The sequence below is a fragment of the Paenibacillus sp. FSL H7-0940 genome (assembly GCF_037979415.1).
Taxonomy (GTDB): domain Bacteria; phylum Bacillota; class Bacilli; order Paenibacillales; family Paenibacillaceae; genus Paenibacillus; species Paenibacillus amylolyticus.
The window spans coordinates 4058933-4077239 of the sequence record NZ_CP150280.1 but is presented as its reverse complement, the minus strand read 5'-3'; the positions used below and the strand labels follow the sequence as shown (position 1 = coordinate 4077239).

At 46.6% G+C, this 18307-nt stretch carries 21 protein-coding genes, 1 tRNA gene and 1 riboswitch; of the genes, 16 read left to right on the top strand and 6 right to left on the bottom strand.

Annotated features, from left to right (window positions below):
• Positions 1–16 precede the first annotated feature (16 nt).
• A complete protein-coding gene (locus tag MHB71_RS18160) occupies positions 17–319 on the bottom strand; it encodes an urease subunit gamma (RefSeq protein ID WP_076209470.1) in 303 nt (100 codons plus the stop codon).
• A 261-nt stretch (positions 320–580) separates the two neighbouring features.
• Between MHB71_RS18160 and urtA the strand changes: the two genes are divergently transcribed.
• From urtA to urtE, 5 genes are all read left to right on the top strand, one after another.
• Positions 581–1831, top strand: a complete 1251-nt coding sequence (urtA, locus tag MHB71_RS18155; RefSeq protein ID WP_340027178.1) for an urea ABC transporter substrate-binding protein — start codon at positions 581–583, stop codon at positions 1829–1831.
• Between the two features lie 183 nt (positions 1832–2014).
• The gene (gene urtB, locus MHB71_RS18150; RefSeq protein ID WP_036610830.1) at positions 2015–2920 is read left to right on the top strand and encodes an urea ABC transporter permease subunit UrtB; all 906 of its coding nucleotides are present in this window, start codon (positions 2015–2017) and stop codon (positions 2918–2920) included.
• Positions 2921–2941: 21 nt separating this feature from the next.
• Entirely contained in the window at positions 2942–4033 is a 1092-nt protein-coding gene (gene urtC / locus MHB71_RS18145; RefSeq protein ID WP_051447185.1) for an urea ABC transporter permease subunit UrtC, read from the top strand.
• Entirely contained in the window at positions 3996–4805 is an 810-nt protein-coding gene (gene urtD, locus MHB71_RS18140; RefSeq protein WP_338708038.1) for an urea ABC transporter ATP-binding protein UrtD, read from the top strand. The genes urtC and urtD overlap by 38 nt, the downstream gene beginning before the upstream one ends.
• On the top strand, positions 4783–5478 hold the full coding sequence (gene urtE, locus MHB71_RS18135; protein ID WP_338708039.1) for an urea ABC transporter ATP-binding subunit UrtE: 696 nt from the start codon (positions 4783–4785) through the stop codon (positions 5476–5478). Before urtD ends, urtE begins: the two co-directional genes overlap by 23 nt.
• A 30-nt stretch (positions 5479–5508) precedes the next feature.
• Here the strand turns inward: urtE and MHB71_RS18130 are convergent, their stop codons facing one another.
• The 3 genes from MHB71_RS18130 to MHB71_RS18120 all read right to left on the bottom strand — a co-directional run bounded on the left by MHB71_RS18130 (position 5509) and on the right by MHB71_RS18120 (position 7344).
• Positions 5509–6144 carry a hypothetical protein gene (locus tag MHB71_RS18130; RefSeq protein ID WP_053061478.1) on the bottom strand — a complete coding sequence of 212 codons (636 nt, stop codon included), beginning with the start codon at positions 6142–6144 and terminating at the stop codon, positions 5509–5511.
• 27 nt (positions 6145–6171) lie between these two features.
• The gene (locus MHB71_RS18125; RefSeq protein ID WP_017690011.1) at positions 6172–6375 is read right to left on the bottom strand and encodes a hypothetical protein; all 204 of its coding nucleotides are present in this window, start codon (positions 6373–6375) and stop codon (positions 6172–6174) included.
• A 267-nt stretch (positions 6376–6642) separates the two neighbouring features.
• Entirely contained in the window at positions 6643–7344 is a 702-nt protein-coding gene (locus tag MHB71_RS18120) for an urease accessory UreF family protein (protein ID WP_161799427.1), read from the bottom strand.
• Between the two features lie 443 nt (positions 7345–7787).
• Between MHB71_RS18120 and MHB71_RS18115 the strand changes: the two genes are divergently transcribed.
• Positions 7788–7870: transfer RNA gene (locus MHB71_RS18115), tRNA-Leu, on the top strand.
• A gap of 147 nt (positions 7871–8017) precedes the next feature.
• On the opposite strand, the gene MHB71_RS18110 is transcribed toward MHB71_RS18115, so the two are convergent.
• Positions 8018–8497 (bottom strand): glutathione peroxidase, encoded by a 480-nt coding sequence (locus MHB71_RS18110; protein WP_036610823.1) that lies wholly within the window; start codon positions 8495–8497, stop codon positions 8018–8020.
• Positions 8498–8868: 371 nt separating this feature from the next.
• Positions 8869–9044, top strand: a riboswitch (cyclic di-AMP (ydaO/yuaA leader).
• Between the two features lie 115 nt (positions 9045–9159).
• Here MHB71_RS18110 and MHB71_RS18105 point away from each other — a divergent pair.
• Entirely contained in the window at positions 9160–9558 is a 399-nt protein-coding gene (locus MHB71_RS18105) for a hypothetical protein (RefSeq protein ID WP_235193755.1), read from the top strand.
• 127 nt (positions 9559–9685) lie between these two features.
• Positions 9686–10369 carry an HAD family hydrolase gene (locus tag MHB71_RS18100; RefSeq protein WP_340027177.1) on the top strand — a complete coding sequence of 228 codons (684 nt, stop codon included), beginning with the start codon at positions 9686–9688 and terminating at the stop codon, positions 10367–10369.
• Positions 10370–10474: 105 nt separating this feature from the next.
• On the opposite strand, the gene MHB71_RS18095 is transcribed toward MHB71_RS18100, so the two are convergent.
• Positions 10475–11770: an Nramp family divalent metal transporter gene (locus MHB71_RS18095; RefSeq protein WP_036669231.1), complete on the bottom strand. Its 1296-nt coding sequence runs from the start codon at positions 11768–11770 to the stop codon at positions 10475–10477.
• Between the two features lie 400 nt (positions 11771–12170).
• Here MHB71_RS18095 and MHB71_RS18090 point away from each other — a divergent pair, with 400 nt between their 5' ends.
• The 8 genes from MHB71_RS18090 (at position 12171) to MHB71_RS18055 (ending at position 18251) form a co-directional block, all read left to right on the top strand.
• Entirely contained in the window at positions 12171–12590 is a 420-nt protein-coding gene (locus MHB71_RS18090; protein ID WP_036610819.1) for an organic hydroperoxide resistance protein, read from the top strand.
• A gap of 211 nt (positions 12591–12801) precedes the next feature.
• Positions 12802–13047: a zinc ribbon domain-containing protein gene (locus tag MHB71_RS18085; RefSeq protein ID WP_036610816.1), complete on the top strand. Its 246-nt coding sequence runs from the start codon at positions 12802–12804 to the stop codon at positions 13045–13047.
• A gap of 99 nt (positions 13048–13146) precedes the next feature.
• On the top strand, positions 13147–13425 hold the full coding sequence (locus tag MHB71_RS18080) for a hypothetical protein (protein ID WP_036610814.1): 279 nt from the start codon (positions 13147–13149) through the stop codon (positions 13423–13425).
• A 187-nt stretch (positions 13426–13612) separates the two neighbouring features.
• Positions 13613–14035 (top strand): thiol-disulfide oxidoreductase DCC family protein, encoded by a 423-nt coding sequence (locus MHB71_RS18075; RefSeq protein ID WP_339189090.1) that lies wholly within the window; start codon positions 13613–13615, stop codon positions 14033–14035.
• Positions 14036–14134: 99 nt separating this feature from the next.
• Entirely contained in the window at positions 14135–14998 is an 864-nt protein-coding gene (locus MHB71_RS18070; protein ID WP_340027176.1) for a DUF6612 family protein, read from the top strand.
• Positions 14999–15209: 211 nt separating this feature from the next.
• Positions 15210–15593: a VOC family protein gene (locus MHB71_RS18065; RefSeq protein WP_340027175.1), complete on the top strand. Its 384-nt coding sequence runs from the start codon at positions 15210–15212 to the stop codon at positions 15591–15593.
• Between the two features lie 160 nt (positions 15594–15753).
• A complete protein-coding gene (locus MHB71_RS18060; RefSeq protein WP_340027174.1) occupies positions 15754–16971 on the top strand; it encodes a ParA family protein in 1218 nt (405 codons plus the stop codon).
• Positions 16968–18251 (top strand): ATPase, T2SS/T4P/T4SS family, encoded by a 1284-nt coding sequence (locus tag MHB71_RS18055; protein ID WP_340030191.1) that lies wholly within the window; start codon positions 16968–16970, stop codon positions 18249–18251. The genes MHB71_RS18060 and MHB71_RS18055 overlap by 4 nt, the downstream gene beginning before the upstream one ends.
• Positions 18252–18307 lie beyond the last annotated feature (56 nt).

Below are 18307 nucleotides of genomic sequence, written 5' to 3'. Positions count from 1 at the left end.
GTTTCTCCTGCCTTTCTCAGCGTATAGGTTCATGTACAGTAACCAGTTTTGTACCGTCAGGAAATGTGGCTTCTACCTGTACTTCAGGAATCATATCGGGAACACCATCCATACAGTCTTCGCGTGTCAGGATGGTGCCTCCGTATCTCATTAATTCGGCAACACTCATTCCATCCCGTGCTCGTTCCATCAGTTCGGAGGTCAACAAGGCGATGGCTTCGGGAACATTCAACTTAAGTCCGCGTGCTCTTCGTTCACGGGCGAGGTTAGCGGCCACGGTAATCAGGAGTTTTTCCTTTTCCTGCTCAGTCCAGTGCAAGGCAATCCGACCTTTCGCTTATAATGTCTGATATGTTCATGGATCATATTGTATGTTAAATATACTCACACAGGGTGAATCCTTTGTCAATAAGCTTCAAGGCATATTAGCAGTATGCATGAAACGAGTAGGCATGAAATAAAATTATGTAAGCTATATTGACATGAAGAGAGTAACCCTCCATAATTTGGATCAACGAACATTTCGGACGCAAATGACCTTAATGTTCGTCAATAGACTAAAAAAAGGGAGTGTAGGCTATTGAAGAAGAGGTCGGTCAAGTTATGGAGTATTTTGCTGGGTGCGGTCATTGTGATGACAGGATGTGTGGAGGGCACTGCGCCGCCTGAAGCTTCGGGTTCAGGTGGTACAGGAGAGCCGGCTGCATCCGGTGATACGATTAAAGTTGGCATTCTTCACTCTCTCAGCGGAACGATGGCGATCAGTGAAGTATCTGTTAAAGATGCGGAGATGCTTGCCATTGAAGAGATTAACGCCGCGGGCGGAGTTTTGGGTAAACAGATCGAGCCTGTAATTGAGGATGGCGCTTCGGATTGGCCTACTTTTGCGGAGAAGGCTGGGAAGTTACTGCAACAGGATAAGGTCGCTGCTGTATTTGGCGGATGGACCTCTGCGAGCCGGAAGGCTATGCTTCCAGTGTTCGAACAGAATAAAGGTTTATTGTTTTACCCGGTGCAATATGAGGGGTTGGAATCGTCGCCAAATATTTTTTATACAGGAGCAACAACCAATCAGCAGATCGTTCCATCCGTAACCTGGTTACTGGAGAACAGGGGCAAGACATTTTATCTGCTCGGTTCAGATTATGTATTCCCAAAAACGGCCAATCAGGTCATTAAGGCACAACTCGCAGCAGAAGGCGGCCAAGTAGTGGGTGAAGAATACACACCGCTGGGCCATACCGATTACAGTACCATCATTAGCAAAATCAAAGCTGCGAAGCCGGATATTGTATACAATACGCTGAACGGAGATAGCAATGTGGCCTTCTTCAAACAATTGAAGGATGCCGGAATCTCCTCGGATCAGATGACGACCCTCTCGGTAAGTGTGGCGGAGGAAGAAATCCGTGGTATTGGCGCAGACGTATTGAAGGGGCATCTGGCTTCGTGGAATTATTATCAGACAACGGATACACCTGAGAATGCAACATTTGTTGCCAAGTATAAAGAAAAATACGGTGCTGATCGAGTGACAGCTGATCCGATTGAAGCGGGATATGTGGCGGTTTATCTCTGGAAGGCGGCGGTGGAAAAAGCAGGATCAACCGACGTGGAGAAGGTGAAGGCAGCTGCCAAGGGTCTGGAGTTTGATGCCCCGGAAGGTAAGGTAACCGTGGATGGAGAGAATCAGCATATCTACAAAACCGTACGGATCGGTGAGGTGCAGGAGGATGGGCAGTTCAAGGAATTGTGGAATTCTGGTGAGCCTGTCAAGCCGGACCCTTATCTGAAAACGTATGAATGGGGAGCAACCCTCAGCGCTAAATAACATAGAAACCTCGCAATAAAACAGGCAACTCGCTTCAAAGCAGCCGAAACATAAACGAGGGTGTGACAACACATCCTCTTACCGTATCGCGGTAAAGCGTTACTGTGATGTTAAAAAATGTTACTGCCGCTAATTGAATTCATGTGAAATATCGAGAGTCACGGTATGGAGGAGGGGATAGCGATGGATATGTTTATCCTGCAGATGTTCAATGGTCTGAGTATCAGTTCAATTCTGTTGTTGATTGCATTGGGGCTTGCAGTAACGTTTGGGCTGATGAATGTCATCAATATGGCTCACGGTGAACTGATCATGATCGGTGCATATGCAACATATGTAACACAAAATCTGTTCATGTCCTATGCTCCAGCAGCGTGGTTTGGTGCCTATTTTGTTGTGGCTCTGCCGATTGCGTTCATTGTAGCGGCTCTAATTGGCTGGTTGCTTGAAGTGGTGCTGATCCGGCATCTATATGGCAGGCCACTGGACAGTCTGCTTGCGACATGGGGTGTAGGCATGATGCTGCAACAACTGGCCCGTACAATATTCGGAGCGCCCAATGTGGGAGTATCCAGTCCGGCTTGGCTCAATGGGGGATTGGCGATCTCGGATGGTATTGTATTTCCGTATAAACGAATTTTCATTATCGCACTGGTTGCGGTTGTGCTGCTGTGTATGTATCTCTATATCTATCGAACATCTTCCGGAAGACGAATGAGGGCTGTGATGCAGAATCGGAGCATGGCGGGGTGTCTTGGGATTTCGACCCGGCGGGTGGATGGCATGACCTTTGCGATTGGTTCGGGCATTGCCGGAATTGCTGGCTGTGCATTAACGCTCATTGGTCCGATTGGTCCTTCGCTTGGTACGTATTATATTGTGGATGCGTTCATGGTCGTTGTTCTGGGTGGCGTTGGGAAATTGGTTGGAACCGTGTGTGGTGCATTGGGGATTGGTATGTTCAACACGCTGTTCGAAACCTATACCTCGGCCTCCATTGGCAAGGTGCTTGTGTTTGTATGTATCGTTGCTTTCCTGCAATGGAAACCGCGCGGATTGGTCGCGATGCGCACACGGAGTCTCGATTAACGTGAAAAAGGGGGTTAGTTCATGTCGGCATTACTCAAGACTGGCAGTCTGAAAATGAGAATCATCTGGGCGGTTGTACTGATCATGATGTGTCTTGCTCCACTAATCTCCACGGAGTTTCGTCTGAGTCTGTTAGCCAAGTTTTTGGCGCTAGCAATCCTGGCCATCGGTCTCGATCTGATCTGGGGATATGGGGGTGTGCTAAGTCTTGGGCATGGGGTGTTCTTTGGTCTGGGTGGGTACGCGATGGCGATGTATCTGAAGCTTCAGGCTAGTGGAGCAACGCTTCCTGACTTCATGGGATGGAGTGGTCTCAGTGGTCTGCCGTGGTTCTGGGAACCCTTTCGCTCTTTCCCGGTGGCGCTGTTATTGGGGATAGCCCTTCCGGCATTGCTTGCATTTGCTCTGGGGTGGTTTACGTTCCGTAACCGGATCACCGGTGTTTATTTTACCATCCTGACTCAAGCTTTGGTTCTTATTATGGTAACACTCTTTGTTGGTAAACAGGAATGGACGGGTGGGACAAATGGCATCACCGGATATAATTCGATCTTTGGTTTTACACTTCATTCCGCTGGAACGACGATTGCTCTCTACTATATAACGCTTGCTGTTCTGGTGATCGCTTATATGCTCTGTCGTCGAATGGTGAACAGTCGGTTCGGCCAAGTGCTCGAAGCTGCGCGTGATGGAGAGAATCGGGTGCGATTCCTCGGATATGATCCGGCAGGATATAAAACGCTGGCTTTTGCTTTTTCCGGTGCGCTTGCAGGTATCGCGGGCATGTTGTTTGTTCTTCAGGTGGGTATTATCTCGCCATCGATGATGGGGATTGTACCCTCCATTGAGATGGTCCTGTGGGTTGCATTGGGTGGTCGCGGTACGCTTATTGGAGCGGTTATCGGAGCGGTGGTGCTGAATGCAGCCAAAACAGGCATAAGTGAGGCTTACCCCGAGGGGTGGCTGTTCGTCATTGGTGGACTCTTTGTAACAGTAGTTTTGTTCATGCCAAACGGTATTGTAGGTGTATATCGTCATGTCGTTCGCTTGCTGAAGCGGAGAGGAGAGAGTGCGCATGTCCAAGTCACTCGGGAAAAACCTAAAGTCTACTGAGGAATCAGCGGTGTTGGTAGCCGAGGATATTACGGTAGCCTTTGGTGGGTTCGTTGCTGTCAAAGGCATGAACCTGAAGTTGCATGAACATGACCTGCATTTTCTGATCGGACCCAATGGTGCTGGAAAAACAACGATGCTGGATGTGATATGTGGCAAAACAAAACCCATGTCCGGCTCGGTGAAGATGGCGGATGGCACGGAATTAACACGACTGAAGGAGCACCAGATTGTTCGCAAAGGTGTGGGACGCAAATTCCAGGCGCCATCGATCTTTGCGGGTCTGACGGTGCAGGAGAATCTGACGCTGGCGGCGGAGACTCGCCGTTCCCCTTTGCAAGCCATCGGTATTCGTCGATATGGGAAAATGAGTGCTGCCATGGAGCATGTTACCCTCCAGATTGGTCTGCGAGACCGCGTTGATGCTCGTGCAGGAGCGTTATCGCATGGGGAGAAGCAGTGGCTGGAGATCGGCATGCTGCTTCTGCAGGAGCCACGGGTGTTGTTGCTGGACGAACCAGCCGCAGGCATGACGGATGAAGAAACACACAAGACCGGGCGACTTCTGCAAGAGATTGCGCGTGAGCGCTCGGTTGTGGTGGTGGAGCATGATATGGAGTTTGTGCGAGAGTTCGCAGCCAAGGTAACGGTGATGCATGAAGGAAAACTGCTGAAGGAAGGTACGATGGCGGAGGTACAGGCAGACCCGAAAGTGGCGGAAGTGTATCTGGGCAAAAGGAGGGATGACCATGCTGTCGCTGCAACGAATTGAATCCGGCTACGGGGAAAGCAATGTGCTTCGTGGTGTGAACCTGGATGTACAGCCTGGACAGGTGGTGTGTCTGATGGGCCGTAACGGTGTGGGGAAAACAACGTTGATGAAAACATTAATGGGGCTGCTCAAATCACGCAAGGGCAGTATTCAGTGGCAAAATCAGGAGTTATCCACCTTGGACTCAGCCAAGCGGGCAAGGGCAGGGATTGGTTATGTACCGCAGGGGCGGGAGATTTTCCCGCAGCTTACGGTGAAAGAAAACTTATTGCTCGGTCTGGAGACAAGTGCACCGGGAGTAAAAACGTTCCCGGAGGATGTACTGGCGATGTTCCCGGTGCTTGCTACGATGTATGGACGGCAGGGCGGGGATCTGAGTGGTGGACAGCAGCAGCAGTTGGCATTCGCCCGGGCATTGGCTTCGCGTCCGGGGTTGTTGCTACTGGATGAGCCGACAGAAGGCATCCAGCCTTCTATCGTGGAGGACATTCGGCAGGTTATTTTGCAGCTCAAGGCAAAGGGGGACCTCTCGGTTCTGCTGGTAGAGCAGAGTATTGATTTTGTACGAAGTGCCGCAGATTACATCTATATCATGGACAAAGGAACCATAACCCTGCATGGGACACCGCAAGAACTGGATATGTCGCAGTTTGAACATCATCTCTCCGTATAGTTGTAGTTAGTCGGCCAGTGGAGAAAGGTTTTAGGAGCGCTTGTCCAGGATATTCGAGTATTTCGGATATAACCGCCGGATGCATTCCGGACAGATGTCATGCGTGAATTCGGCGTGGGTATGCTTCTCCAGATAACTCTCAACGGAGTTCCAGTGTTCCTCTTCGTCCTTGATTTGTTTGCAGACAGCGCAAATAGGCAGCAGTCCGCGCAATGTGCGCACTTCAGACAATGCTTTCTTCAATTGGTGTTCTGTCTTTCTTTGTTCGGTAATATCCATGTGTGCAATTAAAGCGAGATCGGTATCCAGAATTGAATTTGAATAAGATAGAGGGGTGAGTTCTACACGAAACCACCTCTTTTCGTTGTATACAGTATACACGCAGATGTCATATGTATGATTTCGATTAAAGGGTATTCCGCGTTCTTTCAAATTCTGTGCGACAAGTGCCATGTTAGCGTTCTTGCCTCGTTTTGCCCAGGCTTCCGTCAGGTGCAGGTAGTGTCTATGACTACTGTGTATATCCGGGTTTGGTGAGCATTGACCAAGTCCCTGTTGCCAGGCACGGTTACAACTTTGGATAATCCAATTGTCATCAACAATGATGAGCTGGTGACGTATGGACTGGAACGACAGCCTCTCCAGATCGGATGTAACATGTCTCATGGATGAGACCCTCCTTTGGCAGAAATCTTATCTCAGTTCATCTGGAATATCCAAAATATCAGCGACCAGGTGTCTGAATCGGGTTGCTTTGCGTGTGCCGTGAATAAGATTGGATAAACGATAGGGTGGGATGCCATGCTGTTCACAAAAGGTCTTCTGGTCCACTTGAAGTTCGGTTAGCCGTCGTTTGATGGCCCATCCGAACGGAGTAACTGGTTTTTTCTTGTTCAAAAGGGTTCACCCCTGGTTAGAATGTAGTATTCAGCCGCTCTTTCTTCATGTAGAATATATAGAAATGCGAGCTGTATGTTTCATTATATACGTAAATTCGTCATCTAACAATTAAAAAAGACGGAAAAAAGTGTATTTTGTGATTATAAATGGCGTAAATACGTAAATAAAACAAATAAAATGACAAAAAACACGTCGGCAAGGAGGTTGCCGCGTGTTTTTTTAGTTTGTTTGAATGAAGGGGAGCAGGTATGAGGAGGAAGAGGATTAGGCCCTGTAGGCATGAAGTCCAGCTCCGAGCATATGGAAACTGGGGAAAAACGATTTCATGGACATCGAGGTTGGCTGTGCCAGTCCATCCGCAGCCGAGGCGCTGACGGTCTTCCATTCATTCTCCAGATCTGTGGCCAGGCGGACCATCAGATCCTTGGTTGTATCGTTGTTCAGGGGAATGACTTTGGAGGCTTCGGTTATGCAGGCATTCATGGCTGAATGCAGGTAACCAAGGACCGCCTCCTCGACCGGGATGTCGAGGTGGTGGTTAATCCAGGCGTGAACAGTGGAGAGGCAGCCAACCGAATCATATTTGGCAAAGATCTGTTCGAGCTGGCTGAATTCAATCCAGGGGTGCAGAGCGCGTGCGAGTCTGATCAATCGTTTACCCATGGCGGCAGCTTGTTCTCTGAGATCTCCAGGGGTTCGCTGAACATGGACGAGCTTGTCGATCAGAGCTATCCGCCATGTATCCTTGTGATCTGTTGCGGTATAGATGCCTTTGATGGCCATACCTTCAAGACGAACGATGCTGGGATGCAACTGACAACGCATAAATGATTCGAGATCTTCAGCATTACGAATGGTACCCTCCCTGATATGGATATCCATGCCGAAGGAATGGGTGAACCCTCCAACCTGAATAGAGGAATCAAGCAGTTTGACATAATCGAGCAGCTTATTCCCACGGTTCACAATCATTCGCCTCCTGTGTTCGTTAAATGTCACTTAAAGTGACATTTGTATTCCTTTTTGTTTGCTTTGTGTTTAAAAACCCGAATTATATGATAGTTATCATCCCATAAATGTCCGCTTTTTGTCAATAGTATCCGTGAAATTAATGGATTAAATCTGGAATTTAATATTTGTGTTATTTTATATAACTTATTGTGTTATTTATTTTGCGAAGTGCAGGGAGGACTATATATAAGGAAGGACTATATATAAATGAATCAACAAGATCGGCTCTTACCGAAAGAGAGGGGATCAAATCTAATCATATGCAGTTCATGGGTAAAGATGACGAGATTATGCGATTTTTGATGAAAATGCCTAGCTGAAAAAGAAGTATTAAAAAATACTTTACTTTTAGTTCTGAACCCGGTATAATCAATTCTGTTGCCGATTATTTACGACATGCGGTCGTGGTGGAATGGCAGACACGCTATCTTGAGGGGGTAGTGGGCGTATGCCCGTGGAGGTTCGAGTCCTCTCGACCGCATCATATGAACGATTAAAAAGAAGCTTTCCATTAATGGGAAGCTTCTTTTTTTTGTCTTTTTCGAACAGTATGACATCTGGGTTGAAAAAAGGCCATCCATTACCGGAGGAATGTTGCTCTACCTTCCGGCTACGGGTGGCCTGTGTATTATTTTTGCAGCAAATTCTTGATATCTTCTTCAATCTTGTCCGGTGTTGTTTTGGGAGCATAACGTTTAATGACCTGTCCGTTCTGATCCACGAGGAATTTGGTGAAATTCCATTTGATTGCTTTGGAGCCGAGCAGGCCAGGAGCTTCTGTGCTAAGGTGTTGGAAAAGAGGGTGAGCGCTTGAACCGTTCACATCAATTTTCTCAAACATGGGGAAGCTCACGCCATAATTCATCTGACAGAACTCGGCAATATCGTCGGAAGATCCTTTTTCCTGTGCAAACTGGTTGCTTGGGAAACCAAGCACTTCAAATGGAGCATCTTGAAACTTGTCTTGCAATTCTTGCAGACCTTTGAATTGAGGGGTAAGGCCGCATGAGCTTGCCGTATTCACAATCAGGAGCACTTTGTCACGGTAGTCGGACATTTCAACTTCTTGACCGCGAAGGGTATTCACTTTGTAATCGTAGACTGTCATCTAAATCGCCTCCATTTATTTACTCTTATATCTTCTATTATATTGGTTGCAATTAAATATTGCAAAACTAATATGGTGTTAAAAGAATCAAAACAGGCAAGTTGTGCAGAATACGTGAATGAATTGCGAAGTGATTTACGCCAGAGTGAGAATTAGATAGCCTTGAAGAGATAGATAGAGTATAACTTTGTTGTAAGCGTTATTATGGATAGGAATTGGCAAAAATCTGCCGATTTGGTGATCTGGGCGGACTTTACACCGACATGGCACGGGTGTATGATTCATAACGTAATTTCAATTTAAACTAAATTGTACTTGAAAAACGAAACAAACGATAATATCGCTCGATCTTACCTTAAGATATACGAACGATGTTTTAATCGCTGAGTTTCCATTCATTAATGAATGGGAAACGGGGGAACCAACGGAATGCGCTGTCCAGGACAGTGGGCATTCATGGGGTGAATTTTCCGGTGACAGCCGGAAATAGGGCGACTCTCGCGCCCGAATCCGTCAGCTAACCTCGTAAGCGTTAAAGGGAGAGGCAACAAGCCGTACGCTGGTTCATGGTGTTTTCGCCATGGGTTATTTAAGAAGCGTTCGGGAGGCCTTGGTCCCCCACGCTTCTTTTTTGTTGTCTTTTCACGCCAAGGGAGGAACGAATGATGGATACTGAGATGATCTTAGTGACTGCTCCAAATGAAGCAGGACGTAAATTTATCAAATTGCTGATGTACAAAAAAATGCCGTTTGCCGTTCTAACCAACAGTGCAGGGGAAGAGCGAAGACTCCGTAGAATCGGAGTAGAACATGTCATTCGCATGAATACGGCTGCAGCTCAAAAATGGTTTTTGCCGCAGGGCAGCGTAGGCAACGTGTTTATTTTCGAGAACAGCCTGAATCTGACCTGTCGTTATTTACAGATCTGCCGTTCATGGACATCGAAATCCCTGTGCGTCATTACGGAGCAGAGTCATCCTAAGGGCATCTATCGGGGCATGGGCGCAGACCGGATTGTATATTCGCTCAATGGGGAAGTTGGCTTTCTCCTCAATGGTTAATGCCATAGCTTGTGATTGCTCAGGTGTAAGGTGCCTGTTATAATTGAATGTATCGATAAACGGAAGTTTGAGGAGACTCATGCAGGATGGTGAGTCTTCTTTTTTATGCTTACAAGGAGGAATTGGCGTGCCGGATGTAGGTGGATTGAAATGGTTGTTTTTTGATGTTGGAGATACGCTGGTGGATGAATGGGAGCCGGTTGATGATATTATCGGACAGTTTGTCCGTGAAGCTTGTGCTTTGGGGTATCCGGTGACAATTGAGGCGGTACGCGAACTGTTCGCGAGTTGTTACCGAAAATATGAGCAATGGCCTATGAGAGTGGCGATTCGCACATTCGTTGAAGACGAGGGGCATCAGAAACAGATTCAGGACAAGCTGAAGTTTCAAAAAGATCTTGAACGTCCTTTTCCTTCAGCGGATTCCGTTCTTCAGCAGTTGTCACGGCATTATCGCATTGGCATTATTGCCAATCAGAGTCCTGGAACGGAAGAGAGACTGGAAAGCTATGGCTTGCGGAAGTATGTTGATGTTCTGGCATGTTCGGCTGAAGAAGGAGTGTCCAAGCCAGACCCTGAGTTATACGCTGTGGCCTTGAAGCAGGCCGGTTGTGAACCGGAGGAAGCCGTCATGATCGGCGATCGGATCGATAACGACATTATACCTGCTCGGAAGCTGGGCATGCGTACGATTCGGATTATGCAGGGTTACGGAAGATTCCAGCCAGAGCTATCGGATGACAAACGTGCGGATTGGACTGTTGATTCATTGGATCAACTCCTGCCGTTACTGATGCCAAATCAGGATTAGATTCAGATGGTTGTTTATTGGATTGCAACAATAAAGGCTGATCAACTTGGGTATAGCATACCGGAGTTGATCAGCCTTTTTAGTATTTAGCCAATTAAAATGAGATTAGAACAACCGGATCGTCTGAATGATCAGATATACATTCAGCACAACGATAATCGCGGCAATGACCCATGAGATGATTTTGAGCCACAATTTGTTGGCGAATGCACCCATGCTTTTTTTATCACTTGTGAACATCACCAGGGGAATTACAGCAAAGGGCAATTGAAGCGACAGCACGACCTGGCTCAAAATGAGCAGTTCTTCTGTGCCATGTTCTCCTGCAATGGCTGTCACAATTACCGCCGGGATGATGGCGATCAGACGTGTGACCAGTCTGCGCAGCCAAGCCGGAATTCGAATGTTCAGGAAACCTTCCATAACGATCTGTCCAGCGAGTGTACCTGTAAGGGTAGAGTTCTGACCTGATGCTAACAGCGCCACACCGAACAGAATACTTGCAACCGTAGTACCTAATAGAGGTGTCAGCAGATGATAGGCATCAGCGATCTCAGCAACCTGCGTCATACCAGCACTGTGGAATACAGCAGCAGATACAATCAGGATGGCTGCATTGATGAACAGGGCCAGTGTCAGCGCAATCGTAGAATCCATGGTCGAGTACCGAATGGCTTCTTTTTTGCCCTGTGGTGTCTGTTCGATCTGACGGGTCTGCACAATGGAAGAATGCAGGTACAGATTATGCGGCATCACGGTTGCTCCGATAATACCAATGGCAATATAGAGCATAGCCGGGTTTTGCAGAATCTCAACATTTGGTACAAAACCATGGAGAACACCGCCCATATCCGGTTTTGCCAGAAACAGATCAATCCCGAAACAGAGGGCGATGGTTGCCATCAGCACAATGACGAGAGTTTCCAAAGCGCGGAAGCCTTTGTTTTGCAGAACAAGAATCAGGAGTACATCAACTGCGGTGATGATAACGCCGTATAACATGGGGATGTTAAATAACAGCTTTAATGCGATGGCAGAACCTATGACCTCAGCCAGATCGGTAGCTGCAATGGCGAGTTCACACAGAATCCATAACATCATAACAACAGGCATGCTGAATCTTTCACGACAGGCTTGAGCCAGATCCCGTCCAGTGACGATGCCGAGCTTGCCAGCCAGCGACTGAAGGACAACGGCCATCAGGTTCGATAACAGGATAACGGATAACAAGGTATACCCGAACTGCGAGCCGCCTGCGATATCTGTTGCCCAGTTCCCCGGGTCCATGTAACCTACGGCAACAAGGTATCCTGGGCCTACAAAGGCGAGGAATTTCTTCCACCATGCAGCATTCTGCGGAACTTTCATGGAACTATGTGCTTCTCCAAGGGAAGGGGCCATGCCCGCAGTAGATAATGATTCTCTTGAAGGAGCGTTGAACGGATTTTTTTTACTCATACGATAATCACCTGACTTTGAATTATTGATTTTGAGATATTGATGCAGTACAAACCGCTCATGATATATCTAAATTTTTATGTTTATTGTTACATTGTACTCCTTCAATTATTTTTGTCTAGTGCAACTTTTATGTATCAGCACAAAATTTCGGTTGTAGCTTGAATATGCCCCTTCGTATATTACCCAACCTTAGGGAAAATACAGCCATGGCATTGAAATGCATGAAAATAATAAAGTTGTAAAAGCTGATAAAGATACAAAATTGCGTTTCAAAATGAGCCAGAAGTTTAAATTGAAAGGAAGGCAGTAAAAAACTATATGGATAAGGGAGAGATTCTTAATGGAAGCTTTATATACAGCAGTAGCGACAGTTAAAGGTGGACGTACAGGTTCGGTGACTTCTTCGGATGGCGTGCTTAAGCATGATCTGAAAATGCCAAAAGAGCTTGGGGGTTCCGGTGGTGAGGGTACTAACCCTGAGCAGCTTTTTGCCGCTGGATATGGAGCATGTTATGAAAGTGCCCTTGCCAATGTAGCACGTAAAGCAGGTGTGAAATTGGAGGATGTGGTCGTTACAAGTAACGTATCCATTGGTAAAGACCCTGCGGATGACGGTTTCCAGCTGTCTGTTCGTCTGGACGTGAGTATGCCTGGTGTGGATCACAGTCAAGCAGAGGAACTGGCCCGCAAGGCGCATGATTTCTGTCCATATTCCAAAGCAACACGTGGCAACATTGATGTTGTATTAAACGTAGTTTAAGATTTGACTCCTGGATAAGTAAAGGGAACATATAGAGCAAGTTATCCCAGATACCTGATGTTCGACTACAAAGCCCTGCTGGCAATCGGCAGGGTTTTGTGTTGATTATCATATAAGGACATGATGCAGGGGATTAGATGCCAGATCGCGTACTATTTTACATAATTGCACTCTCACTTCATGCTACACATTCCATAAAGGGGGAACGAAGATGAGTATTGAAGAGATGATCGAGCGGCGATTTGTGTGTACAAAATGCAGGGGCACGGATTGTAACATTAAGGAAGTTTCCATGTCAGGAGCAGGCCTGAGCAAGATGTTTGATATACAGCATAATCACTACTTGTTCGTGGCTTGTGCTTCCTGCGGGTATGTCGAAGTATTTGATCCGGATGTCTTGAAAGGGAAAAAACAGGGACAGGTAGGGACGATTCTGGATATTCTGTTTGGCGGGTAGACATGCGCGAGTTGACATTGATCTGAATTTTCTTTAATATAACTTAGTACTGAGTAGTGTCATTGCATGAACCAAATTTGAATTAAACAGGTGATATCCATGTCTTATAGACCGCGTATTGCAGATTTAGAATTAGCTTATGGTAACAAGGAAGACGGATTGTATGAATTCAAAATGAATTTGGTAGACGGTACAAAATGCCGTGTATTCTACACCCGTTCCCCGGAATGGAAGATGACCAATATCAGCCGTCTGCAGAAAACGCCTTGTCCAGTATGTCGCAAAGATTTCATTTGCAAATGTATGGACCAGTGGGCAAGTGACCTGCATCAACAGATGATCGATGACCAATGGATGGAAAAGGCAGTTACGGAGTAATTGTCGGACAGATACGAGCGTGGGCACAATGCCTGCGCTCTTTTTCTTTTATTTCCCATTAATGCATGTTCAAAAAGAGCGGTGTTCATTCTTTTTGAACTACCTCTAGAAATAAATTTAGAATTAGTGAACAAGATGGCCCAGATTGGGTAAGTTACTCTAACCGCAACAATAGGAGGCAGCCAATATGACAGCAAATCAAACAGATGTGCATCAGGGACATCCGATCGTACTGGTGGATGGTGTCTGTCACTTCTGCCAGGGCTTAACCAAATGGATTATCAAGCGTGACCCGGAAGGAAAATATCATTTTGCATCGCTTCAATCGGATGTAGCCAAGGAATTGCTGAAGAAAGGCAATTTGTCGACAGATAGTATGGACACCTTTGTGCTGATTGAAAATGGAAAATACTATACACGTTCAACCGCCGCACTGCGATTGGCTAAGGGTCTAAAGTTTCCTTATCCGTTGTTATATGTGTTCATCATCATACCGAAATTTATTCGTAATGCAGTCTATAACTGGGTTGCTCGCAACCGTTATCGCTGGTTTGGCAAGGATGAAGCGTGTATGTTGCCTACACCGGAGATCAAAGATCGATTTCTGTGAAAAAGTCTCGTGCGACACATTGTATCCAAATTTGATGATTAATAGCGGAAATAATTGGGTAATGACTACAGATCATATCTATTTTGGGAGGAAAACAACTTGAAGAAGTGGACTACATTAATTATCGGGACATTATTAGCAGTAAGCTTGGCAGCATGCGGAAACGACACAGACAACACGGCAACGCCGCCAGCGACCAACAATGAAACATCTAACGAGGGTAATACACCTGCGGAGCAGGAAACAAAGATCCCTACCCTGGATGAGTTGATTACCAAAACGAATGCAGCAACCAAAGAAATGAAAAGCTTCACAACTGAAGCAAACATTGATCAGAATCTGAAACTGGATGCTGGTGAACAGTCACAGGATCAACAGGTTAAAACATCGCTCAAAATGGATATCATCAAAGATCCAATGATGATCTACCAAGAGATGAAAATGGAAATGTCTGGGCAGGAAGCGCAGAATGTAAAACAATACATCACTTCAGATACGATCTATTCACAAGTGGGAGAACAATGGGTTAAAATTCCTGAAGCTCAAACCAAAGAATTGGTGGAGCAGATGAAAGCAAGCATGAATCCAGAAGGTGAATTGGATCAGTTCAAAAAGATTGAGGAAGACACCGAAGTTACAGAAGATGGCGACAATTATGTCATTAACGCTAATGTATCCGGTGATAACGTAAAGGAACTGGCCAAAGCCGTGATGGAGCAAAACGGATCGAATGCCCAGACCCAAGCGATGCTTGAACAAATGAATATTACAAGCATGAAGATGAAATATATGATTAACAAGGAAACCTATCTGCCTGCAGGTACGGATGTAAACATGGTCATGGAGATGGAACAGAATGGACAGAAAATGACAATGGACATGAAGATGAACAGTACATTTTCTAACCACGATCAAGTGGAAGAGATCAAGATTCCACAAGAAGCATTGGATAGCGCAAAATAATTTGGTTATGCCAAATGTGCTGAAGATGATTTAATGCGGTAAGCGAGCATCCTTGTATGCCCGTTTGCAGGGCACCTCTGAACTAGATCTGTGTGAGCCGAGAGGTTTACCGGATTAGAATCAGGGGTGTTTTTCTGTTTAGCGGAGATTATGGTCAGGGTTCAAGGTGTTATAGTATAGTCATATTGAAGTAGAGAGGGGGATATAAAAGATGATTGAATATGCACACATCCACCATGTTAGTCTGGCTGTACGTGATCTGGAAATCGCGAAGAAGTTCTACTCGGGGTTACTAGGCATGCAGGAGATTGAACGTCCAGCCTTCCGCTCCACGGGTACATGGTACGCTATCGGTAGCCAGCAGCTTCATCTGTTACAGCACCCGGAGGGTCAGACGTTACGCGAAGCTGGTATTGATACTACAGACGGTCACTTTGCGATCTGGGTCACCAGTTATTCAGAGACTATAGCCTGGCTGGAGCAGCAGGGAATTGAGTATGAAGCGAGACCTGACAGTGTAGCTGGATTCGCGCAGATTTTTGTACTTGATCCGGACCGTAACATTATTGAGTTCGATTCACCGTACAACTCTTAAGGAAAAAGGGTTAGAATAAATCCCTTGCTCCCCCAGAAATTGTATGCTATATTATCCATACATTCATAGCACGTGACGGAAGCACCGTCCATATACTGCATATTCATGCGGTTATTGGACGGTGCTTTTTTGTGCTTTTTGACAGGGAGGGAAGGAAAAATTGATTGTACTGAAGGTTGCTCTGGTTTCAAAGGATAGAGATTACATTAGCGCTTGGCTTGATTATGTACAGGGAAATTCATCTGGTCTTCATGTGCGTTTCACGGCATTCTCCCAAGAGGATTCGTTCAGGGATCACATGAAAGAGCAAGAAGGTCGAGAATTACCGGATCTGGTTATTGCGGAACCGGAGTTTCTGAATAACTGGCTGAATAACGGGGGAGAAGTATCAGGTGTACCTTGGCTAATGCTTAGTGAAGGGATGGAAGAGGTGGATGAGGCCAAGCGGCTGATGAAATATCAACCCTTGCCTGCTTTGCTGGATGCTGTGATGCATGCTTGCCGGCAGCCACGCCGTAAGAAGGTTCACCATCCAGGGCAAGAGACTCTCTCCATCGGTGTAGTATCCGCTTCTGGTGGAAGTGGCAAAACGGCAGTGGCCTTGCATATGGCGAAGCAATTGGGACTTGCAGGATATGCTGTTCTTTATCTTAATCTGGAGACGCTGGACAGCACGCTCCCGTTTCTGGAAAAGGGACTAACTAGAAGTGGGCAGCGCCACCCGGATGCGGAGACGGGATTGTCCCGCTTGTTATACGATCTGAAGGTGGGCAGGAAGGAATCCGGTAAGCAGTTACAGGTACAATCGAAGGGCGTAGATGGATATGTGGTCCGGCATGAAGCGTTGAAATCCGATGTGTTCTGGCCATTATCAAATCGGAAAGAACTGTTGCAAATGACTCGTGAGGATACGTCGAATCTGCTTCGTTATTTAACGGATTGTGGACAGTATGACGTGTTGATTCTGGATGGGGATTCCGGTTGGGATGGGCGCAGTGAAGGGGTGCTGGATGCAGCAGATGCATTTGTCTGGTTGGTTGAGGATGATATATCTGCCATGCATCGATGGGGACAATGGTTACAGCATGCTGAGCGTACGAAGCCAGATCTATACGAAAGTATGTTGGATCGTTCACGCTTTGTGGTTAACAAATATCGGGACAATGTCGTCAATGTACTCCCAGGCCCTGATCTGCATCTGGATGCAGTGTTGCCCTATATCCCTTCATGGAAGCAACTCAGTCAGGAGGAAGTCATGCTTAGTTCTCCGATCTTCCAACGTGAAGTGAAGAGATTATGTGCCATGCTGGTACAAGATGGCGAAGAAGAGTTGAAGCAGACGGGACGAATTCAGAAGCAGGATCGGTGGGCACTATGACGGATTCATCCAATCGAATACTGGATCGTGAAGAACAGTTTCAGATGATGCGCAGGGAAGTCAGGGCTGGCCTCGATTTAACCTCTTCCGCAGGAGATGATGAACTGTGGCAGGGGATAGAACGCAAAGTTCTCACCGACCCGAAGCTGGATGATCTGACCTCAGGAGAGCGTCATACGCTGGTACAGCGATTATTTGACTCCTTTCGTGGATTGGATATTTTGCAGCCACTTGTGGATCATCCCGATATTACGGAGATTATGATCAATAGTCACAAGGAGATTTTTGTGGAGCAGGAAGGTGAAGTCAGCCAGATCACCCTTGAATTTGAGTCCAGGGAACGGCTCGAGGATATCATCCAGATGATTGTGTCCGGGGTAAACCGGATTGTGAATGAGTCTTCTCCAATCGTAGATGCCCGTTTAAAGGATGGTTCCCGGGTCAATATCGTGTTGCCGCCTATTGCTTTGAAAGGCCCCACGATGACGATTCGTAAATTTCCCAGTGAACCGATGAAGATGTCCGATCTGATTGAAAAGGGAGCCCTGCATGAAGAAGCGGCAGAATTATTGCAGCAGTTGGTACGGAGCAAATACAACATCTTCATTGGAGGTGGGACCGGATCGGGAAAAACCACCTTTCTGAACGCATTATCACAGTTCATCCCTGCCGATGAGCGGATTATTACCATTGAGGATTCGGCTGAGTTACAGATTGTTACGGTACCCAATCTGGTATCACTGGAAACGCGGAATGCAAACACCGAAGGCAAGGGACAGATATCTATTCGGGATCTGATCAAATCATCCTTACGGATGCGTCCGAACCGGATTGTGATTGGGGAAGTCAGGGGCGCAGAAGCGCTGGATATGTTACAGGCCATGAACACAGGACATGATGGAAGCTTATCAACTGGGCACGCCAATACTATCTCCGACATGATCAGCAGACTCGAAACGATGGTGCTTAGCGGTGCGGATCTTCCTATTGCGGTTGTAAGGCAGCAGATTAGTTCAGCAATCGATATTTTTGTACATCTGTCCCGGCTACGAGACCGCTCACGGCGGGTGACAGAGATTAGTGAAGTGATTGGCATGCAGGACGGTGAGGTTATGCTGAATCCACTGTTTCGTTTCCAGGAACAAGAAGAGCGTGAAAGCAAAATTATTGGCGGGTTAGTACAGGTTGGAAGGTTGAATCAGGTGGATAAAATTCAGATGGCTGGGCTCGGGGAATGGCTGGATGAATACATAGAACAATATAGTGTTGATATAGATTAATCAGATAACAACGTGAATTAAAGCCATTGGAAGGTGATTACTGTTGGGTGAAGCCA

Coding starts and splice junctions, on each gene's coding strand:
- urtB (WP_036610830.1), top strand. CDS start 2,015: ATGGATATGTTTATCCTGCAGATGTTCAATGGTCTGAGTATCAGTTCA.
- urtC (WP_051447185.1), top strand. CDS start 2,942: ATGTCGGCATTACTCAAGACTGGCAGTCTGAAAATGAGAATCATCTGG.
- urtD (WP_338708038.1), top strand. CDS start 3,996: ATGTCCAAGTCACTCGGGAAAAACCTAAAGTCTACTGAGGAATCAGCG.
- urtE (WP_338708039.1), top strand. CDS start 4,783: ATGCTGTCGCTGCAACGAATTGAATCCGGCTACGGGGAAAGCAATGTG.
- MHB71_RS18130 (WP_053061478.1), bottom strand. CDS start 6,144: ATGAGACATGTTACATCCGATCTGGAGAGGCTGTCGTTCCAGTCCATA.
- MHB71_RS18110 (WP_036610823.1), bottom strand. CDS start 8,497: ATGACAGTCTACGATTACAAAGTGAATACCCTTCGCGGTCAAGAAGTT.
- MHB71_RS18105 (WP_235193755.1), top strand. CDS start 9,160: ATGATGGATACTGAGATGATCTTAGTGACTGCTCCAAATGAAGCAGGA.
- MHB71_RS18095 (WP_036669231.1), bottom strand. CDS start 11,770: ATGGCCCCTTCCCTTGGAGAAGCACATAGTTCCATGAAAGTTCCGCAG.
- MHB71_RS18090 (WP_036610819.1), top strand. CDS start 12,171: ATGGAAGCTTTATATACAGCAGTAGCGACAGTTAAAGGTGGACGTACA.
- MHB71_RS18085 (WP_036610816.1), top strand. CDS start 12,802: ATGAGTATTGAAGAGATGATCGAGCGGCGATTTGTGTGTACAAAATGC.
- MHB71_RS18080 (WP_036610814.1), top strand. CDS start 13,147: ATGTCTTATAGACCGCGTATTGCAGATTTAGAATTAGCTTATGGTAAC.
- MHB71_RS18075 (WP_339189090.1), top strand. CDS start 13,613: ATGACAGCAAATCAAACAGATGTGCATCAGGGACATCCGATCGTACTG.
- MHB71_RS18065 (WP_340027175.1), top strand. CDS start 15,210: ATGATTGAATATGCACACATCCACCATGTTAGTCTGGCTGTACGTGAT.
- MHB71_RS18055 (WP_340030191.1), top strand. CDS start 16,968: ATGACGGATTCATCCAATCGAATACTGGATCGTGAAGAACAGTTTCAG.